The following is a 26876-nucleotide window of genomic DNA, read 5'->3' on the forward strand; positions in this document are numbered from 1 at the left end:
GCGGCGCCCCCTCCGGCGGCGTGCGGGGCCGGCCCCGCGGCGGCGGCGCCCCCTCGATGGGGGCGACGCCGCCGGCCTGCCCGGGCCGGTCAGACGATGGCGCGTTCCAGGAACGGGCGCCCTTCCACCACCCGCTCCATCCCGAGTTCCGACAGATCGAGGCTGCGATACCCGCCATGCACGATCAGCTCGGCCATGCCGCGTCCCACCGCCGGCGATTGCTGCAACCCGTGCCCCGAAAAGCCGCAGGCCAGAAACAGCCCCTGCCGCCCCGGCACCCTGCCAAGGATCGCGTTCTGATCCAGCGTGTTGTAGTCGTAATGCCCGACCCACAGCCGCTGCACCTTCACCGCGTCGAACCCTTCGGACCGCTGATACAGCATCGGCCAGATCGCCTCCTCGAACAGGTGGGCGTCGGGCTCGAAATCGTCGGCATCGCAGGGGCCGTCGTCCTGCGGCACGGTCGCCGTGATCCATCCGCCTTGCTCGGGGCGCATGTAATAGCCCTGATGGTCGATGATCAGCGGCGCCTCCGGGTGGCGCGCGTTCGGGGCGTCGATCACGAAGACGGTGCGCTTGCGCGGCTCGACCGGCAAGGCGATGCCGGCCCAGGCCAGCACCTCGGCCGATCGCGTGCCGGCGCAGTTCACCACCGCACCGCAACCCAGCACCGCGCCCGAGGCCAGCCGCACGCCGCAGGCCCGGTCGCCTTCCATCACCAGCCCCACGGCGACGTCCTGCACGAACTCCACCCCCGCCTGCCGGGCGGCGGTGCGAAACCCGCCCAGCAGCCCCATGTTGTCGAACCAGCCTTCGTCGCGCGGGCCGAAGCTGCCGGCGGTCAGGTCGGCGGTCTGCATCCAGGGCCAGGCCTGCGCCACTTCGGCCGGGGTCAGCACCTGCGTGGCCGCGCCCAGATCGCGCTGCATGGCCGCGATTTCCGCCATCACCCCCGGCGCCTCGGGCGAACCGCCAAGGAACAGATACCCGTTTTCCTTCAGCCCCAGGTCGCCTTGCCCGGGTGCCAGCCCCAGCTCCGATTCGAAATCGCGCAGGAACTGCACCCCGAATCGCGAAATCTGCACGTTGACCGGGTTCGAGAACTGGCTGCGGATCGAGGCGACCGACAACGCCGTCGCCGCCCGCGCATAGGTCGGATCGCGCTCGATCACGCTGACGCGCAACCCAGGCGCGAGTCTGGTCAGCCACCACGCCACCGAAGCGCCGGTCACGGCGCCGCCTATCACGATCACATCACGGTTCGTCTGCAAGGTCATCTCCATACGGGCCGCCCGCGCCGCGCATGGACAGGGCCGGGTGCGCCCCTGTATTAGGAGAAACGGGATGAGATCGACAAGCCTTGGACTGAAACGTCTGCCTCTGCCGCAACCCGCGGCCGAAGGGCGAGTCGCCGTGCCGGTGGGAGGTTCGAACTTGAGCAACGCCCTGGTCCATCTGCAGCGCATCGGCAATGCGCGCACGCCCGAAGAACTGTGGGGTCTGCTTCTGGCCGCGTTGGCGGATTACGGCTTCGACCGGGTGACCTATGGCGCCACGCGTTCGGGCCGCGACGGTTCGATCGGCGACACGCAGGATGCCGTGTTCCTGTCCAACCACCCGCGCAGCGTGATGAGCGGCTACTTCGACATCGGCTTCTTCATGCGCACGCCGATGTTCCGCTGGGTGCTGCACAACACCGGCGCCTGCTCGTGGTCCTGGGCCGAGCAGGAGCGCCGCGCCGGGCGGCTGTCGGCCGAGGAACTGGCCGCGCAGGACATGGCGCGCAAGGCGGGTCTGGTGGCGGGCTATTCGATCAGCTTTGCCGACCCCTCGCCGCGCAGCCGGGCCGCGATGGGCCTGGCCGCCGCCCCGGGCGCGACGCAGCAAGAGGTCGATGCGCTGTGGGCCGACAAGGGCGGCGAGATCATGGCGATCTGCCAGATGATGCACCTGCGCATGCAGGGCATGCCGTTTCCGGTGCAGCGCCGCCCGCTGAGCCCGCGCCAGCGCGAGGCGCTGGAATGGGTCGCCGAAGGCAAGACCACACAGGATATCGCCATCATCATGGGCATCTCGCCGGCGATGGTGGAAAAGCACCTGCGCCTGGCGCGCGAGGCGCTGGATGTGGAAACCACCGCCCATGCGGTTGCCAAGGCGGCCCTGTTCAACCACCTGTTCGCAGGCGATCCCTCGCGCCTCGGCCGTGGCGGCACCGGAGCCTGACCGGGCGCAAGGTCAGGTTTCCCTGACCGCCTTGCCCTTGCGTCAAGCGGCAGGATGTGCGCGTTCATGGCATGGTGGCGCATGCCAGGAACAGCGTCGCAGCGACCCGACACCGGGCGCAGCGTTGCTTGACCGGGCAACCGGAAGCAGGGTCGGCAGGCAATTTCGGCCTGTCGGCCCGTTGTTTTTCGCGCATATCTTTCATATTCAAAACCTTGGCCGGCAAACTTCATGCGCCGGGTAAGGTTTTCCCGACTGTGCGGCCCCAGACCGGCATGGCACAGTCGAGCCATTGGGAAGCCCCGATTTTCCAGCTTGCCAGATCGAACGCTACAGATTTTCCCCGCGCGGATTTCAGGCGGGGTCCCCGACCGGATCAACCCCGGTCCCCGCCGATGCGCCCCGCTCATCCCCGAACGGGGGCGCAAAAGGAAACGGAGCAGTCCCCAGACTGCTCCGTTTTCGTTTTCGGGTCTTCTGCCAGGGTGCCGGGCGGTTCGGGCCTTGTGCCGTCCGGCAATCAAGGGGAGCCGCAGCCCCCCTTGCCGCCGGATCGCGGGCTCAGCCTTGAACCATCTTCGCCACTTCGGCGGCGAAGTCCTCTTCCTTCTTTTCCACGCCTTCGCCGACCGCGACGCGGGCATAGCCGGTGATCTCGACGCCGGCTTCCTTGGCCGCCTGTTCGACGGTGACATCCGGGTTGATGACGAAGGCCTGACCCAGCAGCGTGTTTTCGGCCAGGAACTTCTTCATCCGGCCCGGGATGATGTTGTTGTGGATCACCTGCTCGGGCTTGGGCTTGGCGGAGGACGCGTTTTCTTCCAGCGCCTTGGCGGTCTGCACGGCGAGTTCGCGTTCCAGCACGGCCGGGTCCAGCGTCGCCTCGGACAGCGACAGCGGGTTGGTGGCGGCGATGTGCATGGCGAACTGCTTGCCGATCGCCTGCGCCTTGTCCTCGGGGCCGTTCAGCGCGACGAGCACGCCGATCTTGCCCATGCCTTCGGCAGCCGCGTTATGGACGTAGGACACCACGGTCGAGCCTTCGAGCACGTGCAGACGGCGGAAGGTCATGTTTTCGCCGATGCGGGCGATGGCCTCCTGCACCACTTCCTCGACGGTCTTGCCGTTCAGGTGCGCGGCCTTCACCACCTCGACCGAATCGCCGGTTTCCAGCGCCACGCGGGTCACGTCGCGGACCAGGGCCTGGAAGTCGGCGTTCTTGGCCACGAAGTCGGTTTCCGAGTTGATCTCGACCGCCACGCCGCGGCCGTCGCGCACGGCCACGCCGATCAGCCCTTCGGCGGCCACGCGGTCGGCCTTTTTCGCGGCCTTGGCCAGGCCCTTGGTGCGCAGCCAGTCCACGGCCGCGTCGAAATCGCCGCCCACTTCGGTCAGCGCCTTCTTGGCGTCCATCATGCCCGCGCCGGTGGCTTCGCGCAGTTCCTTGACCATCTGAGCCGTGATCGTCGTCATGTCGGCTTCTCCTTTGTCGGGTGTGATGTAAAGCGGGCGGGGAATACCCCCGCCCCGCAACAATCCGGTGACGGGTGGGCTCAGCCCTCGACGGCTTCTTCGACCGGGGCTTCGTCCATCGCGCCGATGTCGATGCCGGCAGCGCCCATCTGGGCGGTCATGCCGTCGAGCGCCGCGCGGGCGACCAGATCGCAGTAGAGCGCGATGGCGCGGGCCGCGTCATCGTTGCCCGGGATGATGTGCTGCACACCCTTGGGCGAGCAGTTGGTATCGACCACGGCCACGACCGGGATGCCCAGCTTGTTGGCCTCCAGCACGGCGAGGTCTTCCTTGCCCACGTCGATCACGAACAGCAGGTCCGGCACACCGCCCATTTCGCGGATGCCGCCGAGCGAGGCTTGCAGCTTGGCCTGCTCGCGCTCCATGTTCAGGCGTTCCTTCTTGGTCAGCCCTTCGGCGCCGTGGGCCATCAGCTCGTCGATCTGCTTGAGGCGCTGGATCGACTGCGACACCGTCTTCCAGTTGGTCAGCGTGCCGCCGAGCCAACGGTGGTTCATGTAATACTGCGCGCATTTTTCGGCCGCGTCGGCGACGGCCTTTTGCGCCTGACGCTTGGTGCCGACGAACAGCACGCGCCCGCCGCGGGCGACGGTATCGCGCACGACCTTCAGCGCCTGGTCCAGCAGCGGAACGGTCTGGGTCAGGTCGATGATGTGGATGCCGTTGCGGTCGCCGTAGATGTATTCGCCCATCTTCGGGTTCCAGCGCTGGGTCTGGTGGCCATAGTGCACGCCAGCTTCCAAGAGCTGCCGCATGGTGAATTCGGGAAGCGCCATCGTGGTTCCTTTCCGGTTTGCGCCTTGGCCCGGGATTCAGGGCATGTGCCCCAACCGGTGGACCTGACAGGGATGACTCCCCCGCCAGACCCGCCCGGGCCTGTGAAGTGCGCCGCCCTTAGCCCGGATCGCGGCACCGCGCAAGGGCAGATCGGCGCGGCGCACCACGCGGCGGCGCAGGCGGGGGCTCTGCCCCCACGGCGCGTGCCGCGCCGTTCCCCCGGGATATTTCGGTCAAGGTGAAGGGGCCGCCGGCAGGACCATCCGGGAGAAACAGGAATACGACACATTCTGTCGCAAACGGAAAGGCATTCCGGCGGGCGCAATCGGACTGTCGGCGCAAAGATTCAGGAGTCGTTCCATGAAAACCCATACCCGCGTCGTCGTGATCGGTGGCGGAGTCGTCGGCTGTTCGGTGCTGTATCACCTGACGAAGCTGGGCTGGTCGGATGTGATGCTGATCGAACGGTCCGACCTGACCAGCGGGTCGACCTGGCATGCGGCGGGCGGATTCCACACGCTGAACGGCGACACCAACATGGCGGCGCTGCAAGGCTATACCATCCGGCTTTACAAGGAGCTGGAAGCGATTACCGGCATGTCCTGCGGGTTGCACCATGTCGGCGGCATCACGCTGGCCGACAACCCGGCCCGGTTCGAGATGCTGAAGGCCGAGCGCGCCAAGCACCGCTACATGGGGCTGGATACCGAGATTCTCGGGCCGGAGGAAATCAGGAAGCTGACCGACGGGATGGTCAACCTCGACGGCATCATCGGCGCGCTTTACGACCCGCTGGACGGGCACCTCGACCCTTCGGGCACCACCCATGCCTATGCCAAGGCCGCGCGGATGGGCGGGGCGGAAATCGTGCTGCACAACCGCGTGCTGGAAACGCGCCCGACCCGCGAAGGCTGGGAAGTGGTGACCGAAAAGGGCACGGTGACCTGCGAACATGTGGTCAACGCCGCCGGATTGTGGGCGCGCGAGGTGGGGGCGATGGCCGGCGTCTATCTGCCGCTGTTGCCGATGGCGCACCAGTATCTGGTGACGGATGACATCCCCGAGATCGTGGAGATCCTGAAATCGGGGCGCGAGTTCCCGCATGTGATGGACCCGGGCGGCGAAAGCTACCTTCGCCAGGAAGGGCGCGGGCTGTGCATCGGGTTTTACGAAAAGCCCTGCGAGCCGTGGTCGGTGGACGGCACGCCCTGGGGCTTCGGGCATGAGCTTTTGAACGAACAGTGGGACAAGATCGAGGATTCGGTCGCCTTTGCCTATCGCCGCTTTCCGGTGCTGGAACGCTCGGGCGTCAAGCGGGTGATCCACGGGCCCTTTACCTTTGCGCCCGACGGCAACCCGCTGATCGGCCCCGTTCCCGGCCTGCGCAACTACTGGTCGGCCTGCGCGGTCATGGCCGGCTTCAGCCAGGGCGGCGGCATGGGGCTGGCGCTGGCGCAATGGATGATCCACGGCGAGGTGGAGCGCGACCCGCGCGGTTTCGACGTGGCGCGGTTCGGCAACTGGACCTCGCCCGGCTATACCGTGCCCAAGGTGATCGAGAATTACCAGATGCGGTTCAGCGTTTCCTACCCCAACGAGGAACGCCCCGCCGCCCGCCCGTTCCGCACCACGCCGATGTACGAGGTGTTCGATGGCATGAACGCCGTCTGGGGCCAGCAATACGGGCTGGAGGTGGTGAACTACCACGCGCTCCCCGGCGAGCCGCGCTATGAACAGCCGACCTTCCGCCGCTCGAACGCGTGGGAGGCGACCGCGCAGGAGGTGCGCGCGGTGCGCACCGGCGTGGGCATCAACGAGGTGCAGAACTTCGGCAAGTATCGGGTAACCGGGCCGAAGGCGCGGGAATGGCTGGACCGGATCATGGCCGGGGCGATCCCCAAGCCGGGGCGGCTGTCGCTGACCCCGATGCTGGCGCATTCGGGCAAGATCATCGGGGATTTCACCGTGTCCTGCCTGTCGGACACCGAGTTTCAGCTGACGGCGAGCTACGGCGCGCAAGGCTGGCACGAACGCTGGTTCGAACAGAACGCGCAAGAGGATGTGCGGGTCGAGAACATTTCGGACGCACGCTCGGGTTTTCAGATCGCGGGGCCGAAGGCGCGCGAGCTTCTTTCGCGGGTGACCCGTGCCGATGTGTCGGCCGAGGCGTTCCGCTTCATGGACGTTCGCCGCATGACCGTGGGCATGGCCAACTGCATCGTGCAGCGCGTCAGCTACACCGCCGATCTGGGGTACGAGATTTTCACCGACCACATGTCGGTGCGGCATCTGTGGGATGTGCTGACCGCGGCCGGCAAGGACCTGGGCCTGCGCCCCTTCGGCATGCGGGCGATGATGAGCCTGCGCCTGGACAAGTGGTTCGGGTCCTGGGGGCGCGAGTTCAGCCCCGACTATACACCGGCGGAAACCGGGCTCGACCGCTTCATCCGCTGGACCAAGGGCGATTTCATCGGCAAGGCGGCAGCGCTGGCCGAACGCGAAACCGGACCGAAGCGCAAGCTCGTGTCCTTTGTCGTCGATGCCGACGAGGCCGATGTGGTGGCCTGGGAACCGATCTGGCTGGACGGCGCGGTGGTGGGTTTCTGCACCTCGGGCGGTTTCAGCCACTGGACGGGCAAGTCGGTGGCGATGGGCTTTCTGCCGACCGACCGGGTCGCTGACGGGCTGGCCTGCGAAATCGAGATCCTGGGCGAGCGGCGCCCTGCCCGCGTGCATCTGGCGCCCTTGTGGGACGATGGCGGCCGGATGCGGGCCTGAGGCGGGCCGGTGCTGATCCTGCTGCCGGCGGCCGGGTCGTCCTCGCGCATGCGCGGGGGCGACAAGCTGCTGGAACCCGTAGGAGGCGTGCCGCTGCTGCGCCGGCAGGCGGCGATGGCCGCGGCCTTGGCGCCGGTGCTGGTGACGCTGCCCCCCGACCGGCCCGACCGTGCCGCCGCGCTGGCCGGGCTGGATGTGGCAATCCAGACCTTGCGCAATGCAGGCGAAGGCATGGCCGCGTCCTTGCGGGCCGGGGCGCGGGCGGCAACGGGGCGCGCCTTGCTGGTGCTGCCCGCCGACATGCCGGATCTCGATACCTCCGACCTTGCCACATTGATGGCCGAGGCCGCGCTTGCCCCCGATGCCATCCTGCGCGGTGCCGGCGCCGATGGCACCCCGGGGCATCCGGTGGTGATCCCGCCCGATCTGCTGGCCGAGCTTCGCCGGCTGTCGGGCGATACCGGCGCGCGGCCCTTGCTGGCCCGCCATGCCGATCGGCTGCGCCTGGTGCCCTTGCCGGCGCGCCACGCGCTGACCGATCTGGACACGCCCGAGGACTGGGCGGCCTGGCGCCGCGCCAACCCGGACCATAGCTGAGCGGCGGCGGTCGCCGGCGGGCCGATGCGGCCCGGCGCAACCCGCCCGACAACAACAACGGGGGGCAACCGTGCCGGCCGCCCCCCGTCATCGCTGCATAAGCCTGTCACCTCACCAGCAAAAGCGCCTCGTGCCGCTTCAGCGTCTTGCGCGCGGCGGCATAGCCTTCGACCCCGGCGGGGGTCTTGAGCTCGGGGAAAATCTCGAACAGCTCGGACCGCTGGGCGTTGCCCATGCCTTTCAGGGTCTGGTCGCCCGGCTGGAAGGTCTCGGTCCAGGCGCCGTTCGACAGCACCACCTCGTGCCGGTCGCACATGAAGTGGATGTAGGACGTGCCCGACGAATGGATGGCGCGGATCGCCTCGCCCGCCAGCAGGTGCTTGGCGGCCACCAGAACCTCGTGTTCGTCGAAATAGAGCGCAGTGCGGTCGTTGGCCACCAACAGGCGGTGGTTCGGGCTGACCATCATGTCGCGTTCGGGCAACCCGTTGCCAAGCGCCCCCTTGCGCACCAGCACCGGGCGAAGATGCGGCGCCACGGCGAAATCGCCCGCGGTCATGTCGCGCCGCCCAACCCAGCGGATATCCTGGATGCCGTTGTCGCGGGTGATGACGCGGTCGCCGACCTTCAGGTCTTCCACCGGCACTTCGCCGCGCGGGGTGGCGATCAGCGTGCCGGGGGTAAAGCAGGGCACGACATTCTCGATGTTGACGAAACGGGTGGTGCCGATCACGTTGCGGTCGGCGTCGAGGAAGCTGACGATGCCGTTTTCCGGGTTGTCGCTGTCGTAGGTCACGCGCAGCGGGCCGGAGCCGCGCAGATCCAGCGTGTCGAAGTCGTCGCCGCCTTCGCCGCCGTCGATCAGGTCGCCCACCGTCGCGCCCAGGAACACGTCGCGGTCGTCGCCCCCGGACAGGGTGTTGTTGCCGGTGCTGCCGGTGATGGTGTCGTTGCCGGTGCCGCCGGCAATCACGTCATTGCCGTCGCCGCCGAACAGCAGGTCGTCGCCATTGCCGCCGACCAGGGTATCGTTGCCGGCATCGCCGTTCAGCGTATCGTTGCCGTCAGCGCCGATCAGCGCGTCGTCGCCGGTGCCGCCGAACAGAAGGTCGTCGCCTGCATCGCCATCCAGCAGGTCGTTGTCGGCCCCGCCATAGATCGCATCGTTGCCGTTGCCGCCGAACAGGGCATCGAAGCCGTCGCCGCCGTAAAGCTCGTCGTCGCCATCCTCGCCGAAGACCAGGTCGTTGCCTTGCCCGGCCAGCACGGTGTCGTTGCCGTTACCGGCCAGCACGAAATCGTCGTCGGGCGCGGTGTTGGGCAGGATCGCGTCGCCAGCGTCGATCATGTCGCCGTCGTTGTCGCCGGTATAGGCCACGTCGATCAGGTCGCCCGCCGCCGTGCCGTAGACGATGCCATCGCGCAGCGGGGCGCCCACGGTGACCAGCACCTGGGCGGTATCGGTGCCGCCGTTGCCGTCGGTCACGCCATAGTCGATCACCGCCACGCCGCTGAAGCCGGCGTTCGGGGTAAAGGTGATGGTGCCGTCCGGGTTGACCGTCACGGTGCCGTCAGCACTGGTCGGGGTGCCCAGAACGGCCAGAGCATCGCCATCGACATCGGTGTCGTTGGCCAGCACGGCGATGGTCACCGGCGTGTTGAACGCGGTCGAGGCGGTATCGTCGTTCGCCACCGGCGCGTCGTTGACGGGGTTGACCGTCACCGCAACGGTCGAGGTGGCGGACCCGCCGTTGCCGTCGGTCACGGTGTAGGTGATGGTATCGGGCCCGTTGTAATCGGGGTTGGGCGTATAGATCAGCGTGCCGTCCGGGTTCACCGTGACGGTGCCGTTGGTCGCCGTGGCACCGGTCACGGTCAGCGTGTCGCCGTTCGGGTCGCTGTCGTTGGCCAGCACCGGAATGGTGACGGAGGTATCCTCGTCGGTCACGGCGGTGTCGGGATTGGCGATCGGGTCGGCGTTGCCCTTGTTGTCGATGCTGTCCGAGAAGGACAGGAACTCGGCGGTGCCGTTGAAATGCTGGTCGATCCCGGCCAGGGTGTCGGGCGGGCTGGCCGCCTGGCCGCCGCCGATGATCCAGTTCTGGTTCTGCGACCCCATGTCCATCGTCACCGTGTTCGGCACGTCGGCCGAATAGGTGTTGCCCGTGGTGATGTTCGAGATCACCAGCCGGCCCGGCTCGGACCCGCCGAAATCCCAGGAATAGCTGAAATCGATGGTATCGCCCGGTTGCATGAAGCCGGGTCCGGTGGTCCAGGTGACGGTTTCCGACGCGGTCTCGTGGCTGACGACGATGGCCCCGGTCTTGAGCACCTCGACCCGATAGCCGCCGCCTTCGGCATTGCCCACACTGTCGCGCGACAGGATGGTGTTGGGGTTGTCGCCGACATGCGCGGTCTGGGTGAACTTCATCGCCAGGGTGCCGCGGTCCATCTGGAAGATCGGGCTGGCATAGATCTTGGCGATGTCGTCCACGCCATCCAGCACCGCCTGCCCGCCCGAGGCCACGGCACCGTTCATGTAAAGCCCGTTCTGCGCGCCGTTGCCGAGCGCGGAATCCTGAATGGTGGTGTCCGTGTCATTGAAATTGTACAGCGCGAAGACCGGCATCGCCAAACCCCTTTGTCCGATACGGGCCACCTGCCACGCACCGATCGATTACCCGGCCTGACCCGAACGGGACCAGGCAGCGGCGCGCTTTCCGGGTGGATCGCAACGCCATGCGGGCAGACGCAGGATGATGGGGGATCGTGAGCAGCCGCCGCACAAGCGGCGCCGCCTGCCCTTCAGACAGCACGATACCTGTCGGGCGCAGACCCCGCCCGCATCACCACTACGACCGCCCCCACGGCCCTCGTTTCCGCCCCAGCAAGGCGTGCTTCGTTTTTACCCCCGCCGCGGGCGCCGGCAAAGCGAAAAGCGGCATGAACGCGGCGCGACCGCGGCGATGGAACCGACACCGTGGGCCGGCTGTGGCCGGCGGCTTCCGGGGTGCGTTTCCAAACCGGAAATCCGATCCTGCGGATTTTCACGCAATTTTAGGAAAAACCGGGTCGAAAGCGCGGCGTCCCACAACCCTTGCGCGCAGGACATCAAGGATTTGGAAACAGAGATTGTGGCGCGAGGCTGCGCGCGCCGCTTTACCAGATTTGCACTTTTTTGCCGCAGTGCCAGAAGCACGGTTTCCGAAACCCAACGATATTCCGGTAATCCTGCGGTTTTGTTGCCGATGGCGCCCCGATGCCGGAAACGGGCGCACGAATCAGCCCTGCGCCGCAAGCGTCAGCACGAGAAGGGAAACGTCGCCGATCGGGGAACTGCGCTGGTGCGGGTGGTCGGACTCGAACCGACACTCCTTTCGGAAGCAGAGTTTGAGTCTGCCGCGTCTACCATTCCACCACACCCGCCCACGCCTGCGCCCGATGGTAGCTGGCAACCCCACTGGGCCGCCCGGGCGCGCGCTCTCTATACAGGCGCCTTGCAGGCTTGTTCAAGCCCCGAGACGCGCGGCGTGCCGCACCTTGACCTCGGCCGCAGCATCGGGCAAGCGCGGGGCCTCAGCTGCAGGGAAATCGCCATGTTGCGCCGCCTTTACGACTGGACGCTGTCCCTTGCCGGGCATCGCCATGCCCTGTGGGTGCTGGCAGCGGTGGCCTTCGTGGAAAGCTCGGTCTTTCCGATCCCGCCCGACATCCTGATGATCCCGATGATCCTGGCCGCGCGCCAGCGCGCCTTTCTGATCGCGGCGGTCTGCACGGCGGCTTCGGTGCTGGGCGGGCTGCTGGGCTATGGCATCGGGGCGCTGGCGTTCGAGCAGCTGGGCCGCCCGATCCTCCAATCCCTCGGCAAGGCCGATGCGATGGCCGAATTCGCCACGCGGTTCAACGACTTCGGCTTCTGGTCGGTGCTGGTCGCGGGGGTGACGCCCTTTCCCTACAAGGTCATCACCATCATGTCGGGCTTTACCGCCATGCCGCTCGATACCTTCATGCTCACCTCGCTGCTGGCGCGAGGCCTGCGGTTTTTCGTGGTGGCAGCGTTGCTGTGGCGCTTCGGCGCACCGATCCGTGATCTGGTGGAACAGCGGCTGGGCTTGATGTTCACGCTGTTCGTGGCGATGCTGCTGGGCGGTTTTCTGGTGCTGAGGGCATTTTGACGCGCAACTCCCTGATCCTCGCGGCCGCTGGCGGCTCGGCGGCGCTGCTGCTCGGGGCGCTGACCTTTCAGTATGTCGGGGGCCTGCACCCTTGCGTGCTATGCATCTGGCAGCGCTGGCCGCATCTGGCGGCCCTGGTTGCGGGGGCGCTGGCGCTGGCGCTGCCCGGGCGGGTCTGGCCGCTGCTCGGGGCCCTGGCCGCGCTGACCACCGCCGGGATCGGCGGCTTTCACGTCGGGGTGGAACAAGGCTGGTGGCAAGGGCTGAGCAGCTGCACCGGCCCCGGCCTTGCCGGCATTTCGACCCAGGCGTTGCTGGACCCGACGGCCGATGTCGCCGCCCCGGTGCGCTGCGATGCGGTGGCCTGGTCGTTCCTCGGCCTGTCGATGGCGGGCTGGAACATGGTGCTCAGCCTCGGTCTGGCCGGCCTCTGGCTGGGCGCGGCCGGGATGGCCCGGAAGGGCTAGCCCTTCCGGCGGCGTGCGGGGCCGGCCCCGCGGCGCGGGCCGCCCCCTCGATGGGGGCAACCGCGCCCCCCTTTGCTCACGCGCCCTCTGCGCGCGCGCCCGCGGCGCACGCGCGCCCTGCCCGACCGCTCAGCGGTAAAGCCCGACTTCCGATCCGGGGCGCGCCAGCGTGGACAGCAGGTCGAACACATAGCGCGCGACCGAACGGAAGCAGACCAGCGTGAACGTCTCGTCCTCGCTCATCCACACCGCCGCCGCGACCTGCGCCGCCCGGGTGCGCCGCACCTCGCCGGGTTCGAACACGCCCGGCGCGAAATCCACCGGGCAGGCCTTGGCCAGCACCTCGCGCGCGCCTGTGCCGCGCAAGGTGAACACCGCACGGGCATCGGACACATTGGCCACCAGATGGTGCCGGCCCGCCAGCGCCGCCTCCAACGCGGCCACCGCCTCGGCCACCTCGGCATAGGGCAGCCAGATCAGATACTCGTCGGGGCTCATCCAGGCCACCGCCCGTTCGCCGGCCTGCACGATCCGCCGCTGGCCGGGCACGGGCAGGCCAAGGGCGGCCAGCGCGCCCTCCAGCCCGTCGCCTTTCGAGCGCAGCACGATCATGCCGTGCGGCCCGGTCTCCGCCACCTGCACATAGCCGTCGAACGCAAGGCCCCCCAGGGCCGAAACCGCCTCAGACATTCTGTTTCGCCCCTTCCTTGTCGTAGACCACCGGATCGACGATGCGCGCCTTCACCTCGCCGCCCCCCAGCTTGGGGAAGGTGACGATTTCGCCCATCCGCTCCGGCCCGCGGCGGATCAGGCCCATGGCGATGCCGCGCTTCAGCGTCGGGGACCAATAGGTCGAGGTCACGCGCCCTTCGGTGTTGCGCTGCCCGTTGGCATTCGTGCCCGGCGCCACCGCATAGGCGCCTTCGGGGATGACCGAGCCATCGAGCGATTCCAGCCCCACCAGCTTCCACCGATCGGGGTCGGACAGGTGGCTGCGCTCCATCCCGCGCTTGCCCAGGAAATCGGCCTTTTTCTTCGAAACCGCCCAGCCGAGGTTCAGGTCCAGCGGCGTCACCGTGCCATCGGTTTCGTCGCCGATCATGATGAAGCCCTTTTCGGCCCGCAGCACGTGCAGCGCCTCGGTGCCATAGGGCATGGCGCCCAGGCCTTCGCCGGCGGCGACCAGGGCATCCCACAGGCTGCGCGCCTCGCCTGCCGGCACGGCGATTTCATAGGAAAGCTCGCCCGAAAAGCTGATGCGGAACACGCGCACACGGTGGCCGCCCAAGCTGCCCTCGCGCCATTCCATGAAAGGCAGGCTTTCGCGGCTGACATCCATGCCGCCCACCGCCTCCAGCAGCTTGCGCGCATTGGGGCCGACCACGGCGATCTGGCCGTATTGTTCGGTGACATTGGCGGTGAACACCTGCCAGTCCCACCATTCGCATTGCAGCCAGTCCTCCATCCAGGCATGGATGCGGTCGGCCCCGCCCGAGGTCGTGTGGCACAGCCAGGTGTCCTCGGACAGGCGCGCGACCACGCCATCGTCCGAAAGGAAGCCCTGTTCGTTGCACATCAGCCCGTAGCGGCACTTGCCCACCGGCAGGTTGGACATGACGTTGGTGTAAAGCATGTCGAGAAAGCGGCCGGCATCCGGCCCCTTGACGATGATCTTGCCCAGCGTGCTGGCATCGAGCAGCCCGACATTGCCGCGCGCGTTCAGCACCTCACGCTCCACTGCCTGATGCACGGTTTCGCCCGCGCGCGGGTAAGCATAGGGGCGGCGCCACAGGCCCACGGGTTCCCAATGCGCGCCGTGGGTTTCGTGCCAGTCGTGCATCGGCGTGCGGCGCAGCGGCTGGAAGATTTCGCCCCGCGCCTCGCCCGCCAGCGCGCCGATGGTGACGGGGGTGTAGGGCGGGCGGAAGGTGGTGGTGCCCACCTGCGGGATGGCCGCGTTCAGGCTGTCGGCCAGCACGGCCAGACCGTTGATGTTGCTCAGCTTGCCCTGATCGGTCGCCATGCCCAGCGTGGTGTAGCGCTTGGTATGCTCGACGCTGGTGTAACCTTCGCGCGCGGCCAGCTGCACATCGCTGACCTTCACGTCGTTCTGGAAGTCCAGCCACATCTTGCTGCGCAGCGCAACGCCCGCGCCTTGCGGCATGACCCAGACCGGGGTCAGCGGGGCCTCGTCCTCGGCCGCGCCGACCGGGGCCGCGCCGGTGCCGGCAGCGGCGGCATGGGCATCGGCCAGGCACTCGGCCAGCGTCAGCGCGCCCGAGGCGGCGCCGGCGGTGGCCACCATCGCGGCACCGTCGGCGCCGGTGGGCGGGCGCGCCGGATCGGGGCGGAACATCGCCGCGTCGGCATCCCACAGCAGCTTGCCGCCGCAATGGCTCCACAAATGCACCACAGGCGACCAACCGCCCGACATGGCAACCGCATCGCAGGCGATTTCCTCGACCACGGCGCCTTCGCCGGCCTGCAGGCAGACCTGCACCGCCGTCACGCGCTTGGCCCCCTTGACCGCGGCAATGCCGTGGCCGGGCAGCACCCGGATGCCTTCGGCCCGCGCGGCCTGCGGCAGCGCGCCATCGGCGCGGTCGCGGGCATCGAGGATCGCCGGCACCGCCAGCCCTGCCGCCCGCAGCGCCAGCGCGGTGCGATAGCCGTCGTCGTTGTTGGTGACGAGCACCGTGCGGTCGCCGGGCGACACGGCCCAGTTGACCAGGTAATCGCGCACCGCCGAGGCGAGCATCACGCCCGGAATGTCGTTGCCGGCAAAGGCCAGCGGGCGTTCGATGGCGCCGGTGGCGGCCAGGATGCGCGCCGCACGGATGCGCCAGAGCCGCTTTTTCGGCCGCCCGTCGCCCGGGGTGTGGTCGGCCACGCGTTCTTCGGCCAGGACATAGCCGTGGTCGTAGACCCCGGCGACCACCGTGCGCGCGCGCAGCGTGACATTCTGCATCGCTTCAAGTGCTTGCAGCGCGTCCTTCACCCACTGGTCGGGGTGCTTGCCGTCGATCGTGCCGCCATCCACCGGGGCGCGCCCGCCCCAGTGGGCGGCCTGTTCCAGCACGATCACCCGCTGCCCGGCGCGGGCCGCGGCCAGGGCGGCCGTCAGGCCGGCCACGCCGCCGCCCGCCACCAGCACGTCGCAATGGGCATAAAGCTGTTCGTAACGGTCGGCGTCGCGGTCCTTCGGTGCCGGGCCCAGGCCGGCCGACTGGCGGATCACCGGCTCGAACACGTGCTTCCAGAAGGCGCGCGGCCACATGAAGGTCTTGTAGTAGAACCCCGCCGGCAGAAAGCGGCTGACCAGGTTGTTCACCACGCCGACGTCGAATTCGAGGCTCGGCCAGTGGTTCTGGCTTGCGGCGGAAAGGCCATCGAACAGCTCGGTGGTGGTGACGCGCTGGTTGGGCTCCAGCCGCGCGCCGGTGCCGAGGGCCACCAGCGCGTTCGGCTCCTCGGCGCCCGAGGCGACCAGCCCGCGCGGCCGGTGATACTTGAAGCTGCGCCCCAGCAGCATCTGGCCGTTGGCCAGCAGCGCGGAAGCCAGCGTATCGCCGGCAAAACCCTTGAACCGCTTGCCGTTGAAGCGGAATTCCTGCGCCGCCGACCGGTCGATCAGGCGGCCGCCCTTGGCCAGACGGGTGCTCATTTGTCACCTTCCCAGCCCGGACGCCGGGCCTTGATATGCGCGATCAGATCGGCGGGGGGTTCGGAGGTTTGCGCCGGATAGGTGCCGAACACCTCGAGCGTGGCGGTGCAGCGCGCGGCCAGGAACCACTTGCCGCACCCATAGCTGTGGCGCCAGCGTTCGAAATGCACGCCCTTGGGGTTGGCGCGGGCGAACATGTAGGATTCGAACTCGGCATCCGTGGACCCGGGGCCGAAACGCTTCAGATGCGCTTCGCCGCCGGCGGTCAGCTCGGTTTCCTCGGCACGGACGCCGCAGTAGGGGCAGGTCAGGATCAGCATGGCAGGCCCTTGCGCAACGGGAAAGGCCGGGGGGCGCTGCCCCCCGGACCCCCCGGGATATTTCGGGACAGAAAATGGACGCGGCGGGGCATCAATGCGCCACCCCTGCCGCAACGGATTCATCGATGAACTTGCCTTCGCGGAAGCGGTACATGCTGAATTCCGCCGCCAGCGGCCCCGGTTCGCCCCTGGCCATCAGTTCGGCCATCGCCCAGCCCGAGCCCGGAATGGCCTTGAACCCGCCGGTGCCCCAGCCGCAGTTGATGAAGCAGTTGCCGAGCGGCGTTTTCGAGATGATGGGCGAACGGTCGCCGGTCATGTCCACGATGCCGCCCCACTGGCGCAGCATCTTGAGCCGCGAGATCATCGGAAAGGTTTCGACCAGCGCGCGCAAGGTTTCCTCGATATGGTGGAAGCTGCCGCGCTGGGTGAAGTTGTTGAACCCGTCGGTGCCGCCGCCGATGACCATTTCGCCCTTGTCGGATTGCGACATGTAGCCGTGCACGGTGTTGGCCATCACCACCACGTCCATGCAGGGCTTGATCGGCTCGGACACCAGCGCCTGCAGGCAAAGCGATTCGACCGGCAGGCGGAAACCGGCCATGTCGGCCAGTTGCCCCGAATGGCCGGCCACGACGATCCCGAGCTTGTCGCAGGCGATGTCGCCGCGGGTGGTGGTGACGCCGGTGACCTTGCCGCCCGATTGCGAGACGCCCGTGACCTCGCAGTTCTGGATGATGTCCATGCCCATCGCGCTGCAGGCCCGCGCATAGCCCCAGGCCACCGCATCGTGCCGCCCGGTGCCGCCGCGCGCCTGCCACAGCGCCCCCAGCACCGGATAGCGCGGGCCGTTGATATTGATGATCGGCACCAGTTCCTTGACCCGCTCGGGCCCGATGAATTCGGTGGCGACACCTTGCAGCGCGTTGGCATGGGCGGTGCGGCGATAGCCGCGGACCTCGTGTTCGGTCTGGGCCAGCATCATCACGCCGCGCGGGCTGAACATGACGTTCATGTTCAGATCCAGGCTCATGGTTTCGTAAAGGCTGCGGGCCTTTTCGTAGATCGCCGCCGAAGGATCCTGCAGGTAGTTCGAACGGATGATCGTGGTGTTGCGCCCGGTGTTGCCGCCGCCCAGCCAGCCCTTTTCCAGCACCGCGACATTGGTGATGCCGTGGTTCTTGCCCAGGTAATAGGCGGTGGCGAGGCCATGACCGCCCGCCCCCACGATGATCGCATCGTAGCGCTTCTTCGGTTCGGGGCTGGCCCAGGCGCGTTCCCAGCCCTGGTGCCAGCTCAGCGCCTCGCGGGCGATGGCAAAGACCGAATAGCGTTTCATGGCGGCGACTCCCCGGGGGCGTGGTTCGTTCCGGTGATGGAACAGAAAAAGGGTTCTACCCCGTGCTGCAAACGGCGCAAAGGGGGCGAAAAGCGACATGCGGCGGCAAGTGCGACATCACGGCCTTCGCCGGGGCTTTTGCCGGGGCGCCGAAAGGGCTACATCGGCGACGAGGAAGGGGAACCGATGGGCGATTGGGTGTTCTGGGGGGGTGCGGCCGGCTTGACGCTGGCGGTGGCCGGGCTGATGGCGGCGGCCCTGGCGCGCGGGCGGGCCGCGCCTGCGGCGGCGCAGGATCTGGGTGTCTACCGCGACCAGCTGCGCGAGGTGGAGCGCGACCTCGCGCGCGGGCTGATCGGCGAGGACGAGGCCGCGCGGTTGCGCACCGAAATCGGGCGTCGGGTGCTGGCGGCCGATGCGGCGCTGCGGGCCGAAACGGCCAGGGCCGAACCGGGCCCTGCCCCGGCGCTGGTCGCCGGGCTGATGGCCGCGCTGGTGCTGGGCGTGGGCGGCGGGGTTTACCTCTGGCGCGGGGCACCCGGTCAGGGCGACCTGCCGATGGCCTTTCGCCTGGCCGAATCCGACCGGATGCGCGCGGCACGGCCGACCCAGGCCGAGGCCGAGGCGCAGGCCGCCGCCGCGCTGCCCCCTGCGCCGGCCCCCACCGACCCGCGCCATGCCGAGTTGCTGGAGCGTCTGCGCCAGGTGATGGCAGGGCGCCCGGACGACCTGCAAGGGCAGGAACTGCTGGCCCGCAATGAGGCGCTGGTCGGCAACTTCGCCGCCGCCGCCCGTGCGCAGGCCATGGTGGTGCGGCTGAAGGGCGCCGCGGCCACGGCCGACGATCTGGCGATGCAGGCCGAGCTGATGATCTCGGCCGCCGGCGGGCTGGTCAGCCCCGAAGCCGAGGCGGTGCTGTCGGCCGCGCTGGAAAAGGACCGGACCAACGGCACGGCGCGCTATCTTTCGGGGCTGATGTTCCTGCAGGTCGGGCGGCCGGACCTTGCATTCCGCTTCTGGGCCCCGCTGTGGGAAAGCTCGGCCCCCGACGCGCCCTGGGTGGCCGCGCTGCGCGCCCAGCTGCCCGATGTGGCCTGGCTGGCCGGGCAGCACCGCTATCAGATGCCCGAACCCGGCGGCCGCGCCATGCCCGGCCCGGATGCCGCCGCGATGGCCGCGGCCGAGGACATGACGCCCGAGGCCCGCCAGCAGATGATCCGCGGCATGGTGGACGGGCTGCTGGAACGGCTGGCAACCCAGGGCGGCACGGCGGCGGAATGGGCCCGCGCCATCCGCGCGCTGGGGGTGCTGGGCGAAACCGACCGCGCCCGCGCAATTCTGGCCGAGGCCGAAGGCCGCTTTGCCGGGCGCGAGGCCGACCTTGGCCTGATCGCCGCCGCCGCCGCCGAAGCCGGGTTGAAATGACCCGGGCCGGGCACGACGACATGGCCGGCTTTGCCGCGGCACTGCCGCGCGTCGGGGCGCTGGCCGGGCTCGACCTCGGCGACAAGACCATCGGGGTCGCGGTCTCGGACAGCTTGCGTTCGGTGGCCACGCCGCTGCTGACCATCCGGCGCGTCAAGTTTACCGAGGACGCCGCCCGCCTGCTGGACCTGACGGCCGAGCGCGGCATCGTCGGGCTGGTGCTGGGGCTGCCGCGCAACATGGACGGGTCCGAAGGCCCGCGCTGCCAGTCCACCCGCGCCTTTGCCCGCAACCTGGCGCGGCTTTCGCCCTTGCCGCTGGCCTTCTGGGACGAACGGCTGTCGACCGTTGCGGCCGAAAGGGCACTGCTCGAGGCGGATACGTCACGAAAGCGTCGTTCCCAGGTGATCGACCACGTTGCGGCAGGCTATATCCTGCAAGGCGCGCTGGACCGGCTGGCGCACATCGCAAGGGGCACCCCGTGAAGGACGAAGTCTGGAAGCGCGACGAAATCGAAAGCCCCTGCGTCAAGATCTGCGTGGTGCACCCGGAGGCCCGCGTCTGCGTCGGCTGCCACCGCACCATCGAGGAGATCAGCGCCTGGTCGCGGCTGACCCACGAGGCGCGCCGCGCGATCATGCAGGACCTGCCCGCCCGCAGCGCCTTGCTGACCCGCCGCCGCGGCGGGCGCGCCGCCCGGATGGCGCAGGACTGAGCCGAAACCGCGCTTAAAACCCGCGCGACCAGCGGCGCCGCCCGGCCCGCAGCCGCAAACCCGGCGCCCGCCCGGTGCCCTCAGGCCCCCAGCCCCTCGGCCTGCAACAGCGCGCGGGCCTCGGGGTCGGCCGCCAGAGCCTTGCGCATCGCCGCCAGGGCGCGTTCGCGCAGCTGCCGCACCCGTTCGCGCGAAATCGCGTGGGTGGCGCCCAGATCGGCCAGGGTGCGGCTTTCGTCCTCCATCACCGTGCCGGTCAGGATGTCGCGGTCGCGCGCCGGCAGGTCGGCCAGATGCCGCTGCATCAGGCTGGCCAGCCGCGATTGCGCACGCGCCTCGCCCACGCGCACCTCGGGGTCGGCCTCCGGGTCGGGGTCGGGCAGCAGATCCTGCCACTCCGCCCCCTGCTCGGCATCGCCGACCTGCTGGTTCAGCGACAGATCGCGCGCCGCCAGACGTTCGCGGATCAGCCCGATCTTGTCGACCTCGACCCCGAAATGGGTGGCCAGCGCGGCATCCATGTCTTCGGGGCGCGTGCCTTCGGCGCGCAAGGCGGCCTCGGCCTTGCGCAGCCCGAAAAAGACCCGGCGCAAGGACGACGACCCCGGCAGGCGGATCAGCGACCAGTCGCCATAGGCATAATCCTGAATCTCGGCCCGCACCCACCAGGTCGCATAGGTGGAAAAGCGAAAGCCCATGTCGGGGTCGAAACGGTCGGCTGCCTTCAGCAGGCCCAGGTTTGCCTGCTGCACCAGATCCTCGTCCGGCCGGCCGGCCCCGCGCGACATCCGCGCCGCGGCAGCATAGGCCAGCGCCCGATGCGCCAGCACCAGCCGGTCGCGCGCCCGGGCATCGCCCCGCTCGCGCCAGGCGCGGGCCAGGTCGGCCTCGGTCGCGGCATCCAGAAACTCGGCCCCGAAGCGGTTGCTGCGGGTGCGGGTCCGGGGCGGGCGAAAGGGCTTGTTCATGGCAGCACCGATGATGATTTCGAATCGAAACTATCACGCCGGCAGCGATTGTCAAACAGGTTTCGATTCGCTACTATCCCGCGCATGAGCACGCCTGATGAAATCGCCGAACTGCTGATCCACCTGGCTCGCGCCGCAAGGGCCGAAGATCAGGATGCGCAACTGACCCCGGCGCAATGGACCGCGCTGCGCTTTCTGTCGCGCGCCAACACCGCCAGCCGCACGCCTTCGGCCTTTGCCAGCTTTCACGCCACCACCCGCGGCACGGCAACCCAGACGCTGAAGGCGCTGGAGCTCAAGGGCCTGATCGCGCGCGGCGCAGGCCAGGAGGACGGGCGCAAGGTCTGCTACGACGTGACGGCGCAAGGGCGCGCGCTGCTGGCGCAAGACCCGCTGCGCGACCTGACAGGGGCGGTGGCGGGCCTGCCGCCCGAGCTGTTCGATGCCCTGGCCCGCACGGTTCCGCAACTGGTCGCCGACCTTGCCCGCCGGCGCGAGGCCCCAAGCTTCGGCACCTGCCACGATTGCCGCCATTTCGAAGGGCGCCCGCAACAGGCGTTCTGCGCCTGCATGGCGCGGCTGATCGCCGCGCCCGAGGTCAACCAGCTGTGCATCAACTTCGACAGCGGCGCAGCGGCAGAGCCCCGCCTGCGCGGCTGACGGCCCCCCGCGGCACCATCGGCCGCCTTTCACCTTGTCGAAATATCCTCCGGGGGTCCGGGGGTGGAAAACCCCCGGTCGCTGGGGGCAAGACCGCGCCCGTCGGTTCAGGCGATGGTGACCGAATATTTCTCGATCACGGTATTGGCCAGCAGGCGCTCGCACATCGCGCGCACCTCGGCCTCGGCCGCCGCGCGGTCGGTCGCGGCCAGTTCCAGCTCGATCACCTTGCCTTGCCGCACCGACTGCACGCCGGCAAAGCCCAGCGTTCCCAGCGCATGGCGCACCGCTTCGCCTTGCGGGTCCAGCACCCCATCCTTCAGCATGACATGAACGGTCGCTTTCAAAGCCATGACGGGGCCTTTCAGTTGATGAGCGTGGGCTTGGTGGTGTGGGTCACGTTCGACGGCAGCACGCCCAGTCGCCGCGCCAGTTCGGTATAGACATCGGCCAGCGGCCCGGGCTCGCGCGGCTGGCCTTCGCGGTCGGTGCCTTCGGCACCGCGCAAGTCCCACAGGCGGCAGCTGTCGGGGCTGATCTCGTCGGCCACGATCAGGCGCATGTAATCGCCTTCCCATACCCGGCCGACCTCGATGCGGAAATCGGCCAGGCGAATGCCGGCGCCCAGCATCGCCCCCGACAGGAAGTCGTTGACGCGCAAGGCAAGGGCCACCATGTCGTCCAGGTCCTGCTGGCTGGCCCAGCCGAAGGCGATGATGTGTTCCTCGGTGACCAGCGGGTTGCCCAGCTTGTCGTCCTTGAAATAGAATTCCACGATCGGGCGCGGCAGCGCGGTGCCTTCGGGAATGCCCAGCCGGCGCGACAGCTCGCCTGCGGCATAGTTGCGCACCGTCACGATCAGCGGAATGATCTCGACCATGCGGATCAGCTGTTCGCGCATGTTCAGCCGGCGGATGAAATGCGTCGGCACCCCGATGGCGTTCAGCCCGGCCATGAAGAATTCCGACAGACGGTTGTTCAGCACGCCGCGCCCGTCGGTCGATGCCTGCTTGTGCACCGGCTGGGTTGCCGCATCGTCCTTGAAATACTGGATGAGGGTGCCGGGTTCCGGCCCCTCGTACAGGATCTTCGCCTTGCCTTCGTAGACTTTCTTGCGCCGTGCCATCGGACCTCGCCTGCGGGCCACCCTGCCCGCACAGACTGCCTCTTAGTGCAGATGCTGCCATGCCGCAAGCCGCGCGCCTCTTGCAGGCGCGGCCCGGGGTGGGCATATGGGGTTCAGGCCGAACACAAGCAAGACGGAGCCGCCATGACCACCTTCGACGACCGCGAACGCGCCTACGAATCGAAATACGCCCATGACGAGGAAATGCAGTTCCGTGCCAATGCGCGGCGCAACAAGCTGCTGGGGCTCTGGGCGGCCGGGCTCCTGGGCAAGACGGGCGCCGAGGCCGAGGCCTATGCCGTCGAGGTGGTGAAGTCCGATTTCCAGGAGGCCGGCGACGACGACGTGCTGCGCAAGGTCGCCGCGGACCTGGCCGGCAAGGCGACCGCCGCCGAGGTGCGCGCCCGGATGGATGCGCTGCTGGCCGAGGCCAAGCGCCAGCTCGCCGCCGAAGGCTGACATCTTGCGCCCCAGCGCAAGATCATCCTGCACCGCTTTCATTTGCGCCCCGTCCTGCCGGCATGGCAGGACGGGGCGATATCCTTGAGGGGAGAGACTTGATGTCAGACCTGCTGTCCCGGCTGCTGGCAACGCGCGACTGGCTGATGGCCGATGGCGCCACCGGCACCAACCTGTTCAACATGGGCCTGTCGTCGGGCGACGCGCCCGAGATGTGGAACGTCGAACATCCCGACCGTATCCGCACGCTCTATCGCGGCGCGGTCGAGGCGGGGTCGGACATCTTCCTGACCAACAGCTTCGGCGCCAATGCCGCACGGCTCAAGCTGCACAACGCCCAAAGCCGCACGCGCGAGCTGAACCGCATTGCCGCCGAACTGGGGCGCGAGGTGGCCGATGCCGCCGGGCGCCCGGTGGTGGTGGCCGGTTCGGTCGGCCCGACGGGCGAGATCTTTCAGCCGATGGGCACCATGACCCATGCCGACGCGGTGGCGATCTTTCACGAACAGGCCGAGGGCCTGAAGGAAGGCGGCGCCGACGTGCTGTGGGTGGAAACCATCAGCGCGCCCGAGGAATTCAACGCCGCCGCCGAGGCCTGCGCCCTGGCCGGAATGCCCTGGTGCGGCACCATGAGCTTCGACACAGCGGGGCGCACCATGATGGGCGTCACCTCGGCGCAGATGGTCGAGCTGGTGGAAAGGCTGCCGAACCCGCCCATCGCCTTCGGTGCCAACTGCGGCGTGGGGGCGGCGGACCTGTTGCGCACGGTGCTGGGCTTCATGGCGCAAGGCACCGAACGCCCGGTCATCGCCAAGGGCAATGCCGGCATCCCGAAATATCACGACGGGCACATCCACTATGACGGCACGCCCGAACTGATGGCCGAATATGCCGTGCTGGCCCGCGATGCCGGCGTGCGCATCATCGGCGGCTGCTGCGGCACCATGCCCGAACACCTGCGCGCGATGCGCGCAGCGCTGGAGACCCGGCCCCGGGGCGAGCGTCCGTCGCTCGAAACCATCGCCGCGGTGCTGGGCGGGTTTTCGTCGGCCTCGGACGGCACCGGCGGCGACGATGGCGCGGGGCGCGAACGCCGCCGGCGCCGGGGCTGACCGCCCGGGCGCGAGCCCGCGGGTCGGAAGCGGGGGTTTCACACCCCCGCACCCCCGTGGGATATTTGGGTCAAGGTGAAAGACCGGGGCCGGCTGCGCACCGGGCCCCGTCGCTGGCAGCCGGTGTCAGCCGATCACCACCAGCGCATGCCGCTTGCGCCCGGCGGTCAGCTTCAGCGGTGCGGCCAGATCTTCGGTGCGGATCAGGCGGCCGGCATCGGTGGCCTCGGCATCGTTCACGCGCGCGCCGCCTTCGGCGATCAGGCGCTTGGCATCCTTGCCCGATTTCGCCAGCCCGGCGCGCACGAACAGTTGCGGCAGGCTGATGCCTTCGGCGGCCTCCTCGGCGGTGACGACAACCGTGGGCAGGTCGCCGCCGATGCCGCCTTGCTCGAACACCGCGCGCGCCGTGGCCTCGGCGGCCCGAGCCGCCTCGGGCCCGTGCAGCAGTGCCGTCACCTCGTTGGCCAGGATCACCTTGGCCGCGTTGATCTCGGACCCTTGCAAGCCACCCAGCCGGTCGCATTCGGCGACGGGCAGTTCGGTGAACAGCTTGAGGAACCGGCCCGTATCGGCATCGGTGGTGTTGCGCCAGAACTGCCAGAACTCGTAAGGGCTCAGCATGTCGCCGCGCAGCCAGACCGCGCCCGAGGCCGACTTGCCCATCTTGCGCCCGTCCGAGGTGGTCAGCAGCGGCGTGGTCAGGCCCCAGATTTCCGCATCCAGCACCCGGCGCGTCAGGTCGATGCCGTTGACGATGTTGCCCCACTGGTCCGACCCGCCCATCTGCAACCGGCAGCCGTAGCGACGGTAGAGTTCGAGAAAGTCGTAGGCCTGCAGGATCATGTAGTTGAATTCCAGGAAGGACAGCGATTGTTCGCGGTCCAGCCGGGACTTGACGCTTTCGAACGACAGCATCCGGTTGACGCTGAAGTGCCGCCCGATGTCGCGCAGGAAGTCGAGGTAATTCAGGCTGTCGAGCCATTCGGCGTTGTTGAGCATGATGGCATCGGTCGGCCCGTCGCCATAGGCGAGGTAGCGGGCAAACACCTGCTTCATGCTGTCGATGTTGGCGTCGATCTGCGCGGGCGTCAGCAGCGGCCGTTCCTCGGCGCGAAAGCTCGGGTCGCCCACCTTGGTGGTGCCCCCGCCCATCAGCGTGATCGGCTTGTGCCCGGTTTTTTGCAACCAGCGCAGCACCATGATGTTCATCAGATGGCCCACATGCAGGCTGGCCGCCGTGGCATCGTAGCCGATATAGGCCGGCACCACCCCTGCGATCAGCGCTTCGTCCAGGGCCTGACAATCGGTGCAGTCGGCCAGAAAGCCGCGCTCGATCATCACGCGCAGGAACTCGGATTTGGCATGGTAGGTCATGGCGTCATCGTCCATATCTTCGCAGGTGCGCGGCGGGGTATAGCCGTGCCGGGGCCAAAGGGGAAGCGCATGTTGAAAGCCGGGCCGGTCTGGGCGCTGGGGGCGATGTCGGGCACCTCGCTCGACGGGGTGGATGCCGCGATGGTGCTGACCGACGGCGAGGCGGTGCTGGAGTTCGGGCCTTCGGCCTATCGGCCCTACAGCCGCGCCGAACAGGCGGTGCTGCGCGCGGCCCTGGGCCGCTGGCCCGGAGAGCCAGGCGTGGCCGCCGCCGCCGAGGTGGTGGAAACCGCCCATGCCGAGGTGCTGAGCCGCTTCGACGGGGCCGAGCTGGTGGGGTTTCACGGGCAGACGCTGGCGCATGACCCCGGCGGGCGCGGCACGCATCAGTGCGGCAGCGGTGCGGTGCTGGCCGAGGTGCTGGGCCGGCCGGTGGTGTGGGATTTTCGCAGCGCCGACGTCCGCTTCGGCGGCCAGGGCGCGCCGCTGGCGCCGTTCTATCATTTTGCGCTGGCGCGCCGGCTGGGGCGCGACCCGGTGGTGTTTCTCAACCTTGGCGGCGTGGGCAACCTGACCTGGGCCGACCCGTCCGCAGACGCGCCCGAGGCGCCCGGGGCGCTGTGCGCCTTCGACACCGGGCCGGCCAACGCGCCGGTCAACGACCTGATGCAGGCGCGCTTCGGCCAGGATTGCGACCTGGGCGGGGCGCTGGCGGCGCAAGGCACGGCCGACCCGGGGATCCTCGATGCCTTTCTGCACCACCCCTATTTCTACCGGATGCCGCCCAAGTCGCTGGACCGCGACGCCTGGGGCGGGCTGCTGCAGGCGGTGGCCACGCTGCCCGATGCCGATGCCGCCCGCACGCTGACCGCCGCCGCTGCCGCCGCCGTGGCCGCCGGCTTGCCGCTGTTGCCGCGGCCCCCGGCGCAGGTGCTGGTCGCCGGCGGCGGGCGGCTGAACCCGGTGCTGATGGCCGAACTGGCTGCGCGCCTGCCCTGCCCCGTGCATGCCGTCGAGGCGGCGGGCCTGAATGGCGACATGCTGGAAGCGCAGGCCTTTGCCCATCTTGCGGTGCGCGTCGCGCGCGGGTTGCCGACCTCGTGCCCCGGCACCACCGGCGTCCCCGCAGCCATCGGCGGCGGCGAGATCAGCCGGCCGGCC

Annotated in this window: 24 protein-coding genes and 1 tRNA gene; 12 read left to right on the plus strand and 13 right to left on the minus strand. The window is 68.8% G+C overall.

Features of this window, described 5'->3' with window-relative positions:
* Positions 1 to 89: 89 nt before the first annotated feature.
* Entirely contained in the window at positions 90 to 1271 is a 1182-nt protein-coding gene (locus tag ACK4S2_RS06790) for an NAD(P)/FAD-dependent oxidoreductase (RefSeq protein WP_409621964.1), read from the minus strand.
* A gap of 163 nt (positions 1272 to 1434) precedes the next feature.
* On the opposite strand from ACK4S2_RS06790, the gene ACK4S2_RS06795 reads away from it, so the two are divergent.
* Positions 1435 to 2223, plus strand: coding sequence for a helix-turn-helix transcriptional regulator (locus tag ACK4S2_RS06795; RefSeq protein ID WP_409621967.1), 789 nt, complete (start codon positions 1435 to 1437; stop codon positions 2221 to 2223).
* A gap of 561 nt (positions 2224 to 2784) precedes the next feature.
* Here the strand turns inward: ACK4S2_RS06795 and tsf are convergent.
* Both tsf and rpsB read right to left on the minus strand, forming a co-directional pair.
* Positions 2785 to 3696 (minus strand): translation elongation factor Ts, encoded by a 912-nt coding sequence (tsf, locus tag ACK4S2_RS06800; RefSeq protein ID WP_409621970.1) that lies wholly within the window; start codon positions 3694 to 3696, stop codon positions 2785 to 2787.
* Positions 3697 to 3776: 80 nt separating this feature from the next.
* Positions 3777 to 4532, minus strand: a complete 756-nt coding sequence (gene rpsB / locus ACK4S2_RS06805; protein WP_409621973.1) for a 30S ribosomal protein S2 — start codon at positions 4530 to 4532, stop codon at positions 3777 to 3779.
* A gap of 361 nt (positions 4533 to 4893) precedes the next feature.
* On the opposite strand from rpsB, the gene ACK4S2_RS06810 reads away from it, so the two are divergent.
* Together ACK4S2_RS06810 and ACK4S2_RS06815 are read left to right on the plus strand one after the other, a co-directional pair.
* Positions 4894 to 7311 carry an FAD-dependent oxidoreductase gene (locus ACK4S2_RS06810; protein ID WP_409621976.1) on the plus strand — a complete coding sequence of 806 codons (2418 nt, stop codon included), beginning with the start codon at positions 4894 to 4896 and terminating at the stop codon, positions 7309 to 7311.
* A 9-nt stretch (positions 7312 to 7320) separates the two neighbouring features.
* Positions 7321 to 7908, plus strand: coding sequence for an NTP transferase domain-containing protein (locus ACK4S2_RS06815; protein WP_409621979.1), 588 nt, complete (start codon positions 7321 to 7323; stop codon positions 7906 to 7908).
* Between the two features lie 106 nt (positions 7909 to 8014).
* Here ACK4S2_RS06815 and ACK4S2_RS06820 read toward each other — a convergent pair whose 3' ends face one another.
* Positions 8015 to 10537, minus strand: coding sequence for a Hint domain-containing protein (locus ACK4S2_RS06820; RefSeq protein WP_409621982.1), 2523 nt, complete (start codon positions 10535 to 10537; stop codon positions 8015 to 8017).
* Positions 10538 to 11250: 713 nt separating this feature from the next.
* A tRNA-Leu gene (locus ACK4S2_RS06825) sits at positions 11251 to 11334 on the minus strand.
* Between the two features lie 170 nt (positions 11335 to 11504).
* Between ACK4S2_RS06825 and ACK4S2_RS06830 the strand changes: the two genes are divergently transcribed.
* The gene (locus ACK4S2_RS06830; RefSeq protein WP_409621985.1) at positions 11505 to 12083 is read left to right on the plus strand and encodes a YqaA family protein; all 579 of its coding nucleotides are present in this window, start codon (positions 11505 to 11507) and stop codon (positions 12081 to 12083) included.
* Positions 12080 to 12550: a disulfide bond formation protein B gene (locus ACK4S2_RS06835; protein ID WP_409621988.1), complete on the plus strand. Its 471-nt coding sequence runs from the start codon at positions 12080 to 12082 to the stop codon at positions 12548 to 12550. The genes ACK4S2_RS06830 and ACK4S2_RS06835 overlap by 4 nt, the downstream gene beginning before the upstream one ends.
* Before the next feature lie 129 nt (positions 12551 to 12679).
* Here the strand turns inward: ACK4S2_RS06835 and ACK4S2_RS06840 are convergent, their stop codons facing one another.
* The 4 genes from ACK4S2_RS06840 to ACK4S2_RS06855 form a co-directional block, all read right to left on the minus strand.
* Entirely contained in the window at positions 12680 to 13240 is a 561-nt protein-coding gene (locus ACK4S2_RS06840) for a sarcosine oxidase subunit gamma (protein WP_409621991.1), read from the minus strand.
* On the minus strand, positions 13233 to 16214 hold the full coding sequence (locus ACK4S2_RS06845; protein WP_409621994.1) for a sarcosine oxidase subunit alpha family protein: 2982 nt from the start codon (positions 16212 to 16214) through the stop codon (positions 13233 to 13235). The genes ACK4S2_RS06840 and ACK4S2_RS06845 overlap by 8 nt, the downstream gene beginning before the upstream one ends.
* Positions 16211 to 16534 carry a sarcosine oxidase subunit delta gene (locus tag ACK4S2_RS06850; protein WP_409621997.1) on the minus strand — a complete coding sequence of 108 codons (324 nt, stop codon included), beginning with the start codon at positions 16532 to 16534 and terminating at the stop codon, positions 16211 to 16213. Before ACK4S2_RS06850 ends, ACK4S2_RS06845 begins: the two co-directional genes overlap by 4 nt.
* 91 nt (positions 16535 to 16625) lie before the next feature.
* A complete protein-coding gene (locus ACK4S2_RS06855; RefSeq protein WP_409622000.1) occupies positions 16626 to 17873 on the minus strand; it encodes a sarcosine oxidase subunit beta family protein in 1248 nt (415 codons plus the stop codon).
* A gap of 186 nt (positions 17874 to 18059) precedes the next feature.
* Here ACK4S2_RS06855 and ccmI point away from each other — a divergent pair, with 186 nt between their 5' ends.
* The 3 genes from ccmI to ACK4S2_RS06870 are packed head-to-tail and all read left to right on the plus strand — an operon-like array spanning position 18060 to position 20013.
* Positions 18060 to 19298 (plus strand): c-type cytochrome biogenesis protein CcmI, encoded by a 1239-nt coding sequence (ccmI, locus tag ACK4S2_RS06860; protein WP_409622003.1) that lies wholly within the window; start codon positions 18060 to 18062, stop codon positions 19296 to 19298.
* A complete protein-coding gene (gene ruvX, locus ACK4S2_RS06865; protein WP_409622007.1) occupies positions 19295 to 19783 on the plus strand; it encodes a Holliday junction resolvase RuvX in 489 nt (162 codons plus the stop codon). Before ccmI ends, ruvX begins: the two co-directional genes overlap by 4 nt.
* Positions 19780 to 20013, plus strand: a complete 234-nt coding sequence (locus tag ACK4S2_RS06870) for a DUF1289 domain-containing protein (RefSeq protein WP_409622010.1) — start codon at positions 19780 to 19782, stop codon at positions 20011 to 20013. The genes ruvX and ACK4S2_RS06870 overlap by 4 nt, the downstream gene beginning before the upstream one ends.
* An 80-nt stretch (positions 20014 to 20093) precedes the next feature.
* Here ACK4S2_RS06870 and ACK4S2_RS06875 read toward each other — a convergent pair whose 3' ends face one another.
* A complete protein-coding gene (locus ACK4S2_RS06875) occupies positions 20094 to 20981 on the minus strand; it encodes a sigma-70 family RNA polymerase sigma factor (RefSeq protein ID WP_409622013.1) in 888 nt (295 codons plus the stop codon).
* 84 nt (positions 20982 to 21065) lie between these two features.
* On the opposite strand from ACK4S2_RS06875, the gene ACK4S2_RS06880 reads away from it, so the two are divergent.
* Positions 21066 to 21641, plus strand: a complete 576-nt coding sequence (locus ACK4S2_RS06880) for a MarR family winged helix-turn-helix transcriptional regulator (RefSeq protein WP_409622016.1) — start codon at positions 21066 to 21068, stop codon at positions 21639 to 21641.
* Positions 21642 to 21748: 107 nt separating this feature from the next.
* Here the strand turns inward: ACK4S2_RS06880 and purS are convergent, their stop codons facing one another.
* Together purS and ACK4S2_RS06890 are read right to left on the minus strand one after the other, a co-directional pair.
* Complete coding sequence (gene purS / locus ACK4S2_RS06885; protein ID WP_409622033.1) at positions 21749 to 21988, minus strand: phosphoribosylformylglycinamidine synthase subunit PurS; 240 nt, start codon at positions 21986 to 21988, stop codon at positions 21749 to 21751.
* Positions 21989 to 22005: 17 nt separating this feature from the next.
* The gene (locus ACK4S2_RS06890) at positions 22006 to 22767 is read right to left on the minus strand and encodes a phosphoribosylaminoimidazolesuccinocarboxamide synthase (RefSeq protein ID WP_409622019.1); all 762 of its coding nucleotides are present in this window, start codon (positions 22765 to 22767) and stop codon (positions 22006 to 22008) included.
* A gap of 144 nt (positions 22768 to 22911) precedes the next feature.
* On the opposite strand from ACK4S2_RS06890, the gene ACK4S2_RS06895 reads away from it, so the two are divergent.
* Together ACK4S2_RS06895 and bmt are read left to right on the plus strand one after the other, a co-directional pair.
* A complete protein-coding gene (locus tag ACK4S2_RS06895) occupies positions 22912 to 23226 on the plus strand; it encodes a DUF1476 domain-containing protein (protein ID WP_409622022.1) in 315 nt (104 codons plus the stop codon).
* A gap of 101 nt (positions 23227 to 23327) precedes the next feature.
* Complete coding sequence (bmt, locus tag ACK4S2_RS06900) at positions 23328 to 24338, plus strand: betaine--homocysteine S-methyltransferase (RefSeq protein ID WP_409622024.1); 1011 nt, start codon at positions 23328 to 23330, stop codon at positions 24336 to 24338.
* 126 nt (positions 24339 to 24464) lie between these two features.
* On the opposite strand, the gene tyrS is transcribed toward bmt, so the two are convergent.
* Positions 24465 to 25715, minus strand: coding sequence for a tyrosine--tRNA ligase (tyrS, locus tag ACK4S2_RS06905; protein WP_409622027.1), 1251 nt, complete (start codon positions 25713 to 25715; stop codon positions 24465 to 24467).
* 69 nt (positions 25716 to 25784) lie between these two features.
* Here tyrS and ACK4S2_RS06910 point away from each other — a divergent pair.
* Positions 25785 to 26876, plus strand: a 1092-nt coding sequence (locus ACK4S2_RS06910) for an anhydro-N-acetylmuramic acid kinase (protein ID WP_409622030.1), incomplete at its 3' end; no start/stop codon positions are given.

Origin of the sequence: Gemmobacter sp., assembly GCF_046292685.1 — a bacterium.
Taxonomy (GTDB): Bacteria; Pseudomonadota; Alphaproteobacteria; order Rhodobacterales; family Rhodobacteraceae; genus Wagnerdoeblera.

Coding starts and splice junctions, on each gene's coding strand:
- tsf (WP_409621970.1), bottom strand. CDS start 3,696: ATGACGACGATCACGGCTCAGATGGTCAAGGAACTGCGCGAAGCCACC.
- rpsB (WP_409621973.1), bottom strand. CDS start 4,532: ATGGCGCTTCCCGAATTCACCATGCGGCAGCTCTTGGAAGCTGGCGTG.
- ACK4S2_RS06810 (WP_409621976.1), top strand. CDS start 4,894: ATGAAAACCCATACCCGCGTCGTCGTGATCGGTGGCGGAGTCGTCGGC.
- ACK4S2_RS06820 (WP_409621982.1), bottom strand. CDS start 10,537: ATGCCGGTCTTCGCGCTGTACAATTTCAATGACACGGACACCACCATT.
- ACK4S2_RS06830 (WP_409621985.1), top strand. CDS start 11,505: ATGTTGCGCCGCCTTTACGACTGGACGCTGTCCCTTGCCGGGCATCGC.
- ACK4S2_RS06840 (WP_409621991.1), bottom strand. CDS start 13,240: ATGTCTGAGGCGGTTTCGGCCCTGGGGGGCCTTGCGTTCGACGGCTAT.
- ACK4S2_RS06845 (WP_409621994.1), bottom strand. CDS start 16,214: ATGAGCACCCGTCTGGCCAAGGGCGGCCGCCTGATCGACCGGTCGGCG.
- ACK4S2_RS06850 (WP_409621997.1), bottom strand. CDS start 16,534: ATGCTGATCCTGACCTGCCCCTACTGCGGCGTCCGTGCCGAGGAAACC.
- ACK4S2_RS06855 (WP_409622000.1), bottom strand. CDS start 17,873: ATGAAACGCTATTCGGTCTTTGCCATCGCCCGCGAGGCGCTGAGCTGG.
- ccmI (WP_409622003.1), top strand. CDS start 18,060: ATGGGCGATTGGGTGTTCTGGGGGGGTGCGGCCGGCTTGACGCTGGCG.
- ruvX (WP_409622007.1), top strand. CDS start 19,295: ATGACCCGGGCCGGGCACGACGACATGGCCGGCTTTGCCGCGGCACTG.
- ACK4S2_RS06875 (WP_409622013.1), bottom strand. CDS start 20,981: ATGAACAAGCCCTTTCGCCCGCCCCGGACCCGCACCCGCAGCAACCGC.
- ACK4S2_RS06880 (WP_409622016.1), top strand. CDS start 21,066: ATGAGCACGCCTGATGAAATCGCCGAACTGCTGATCCACCTGGCTCGC.
- ACK4S2_RS06890 (WP_409622019.1), bottom strand. CDS start 22,767: ATGGCACGGCGCAAGAAAGTCTACGAAGGCAAGGCGAAGATCCTGTAC.
- ACK4S2_RS06895 (WP_409622022.1), top strand. CDS start 22,912: ATGACCACCTTCGACGACCGCGAACGCGCCTACGAATCGAAATACGCC.
- bmt (WP_409622024.1), top strand. CDS start 23,328: ATGTCAGACCTGCTGTCCCGGCTGCTGGCAACGCGCGACTGGCTGATG.
- tyrS (WP_409622027.1), bottom strand. CDS start 25,715: ATGACCTACCATGCCAAATCCGAGTTCCTGCGCGTGATGATCGAGCGC.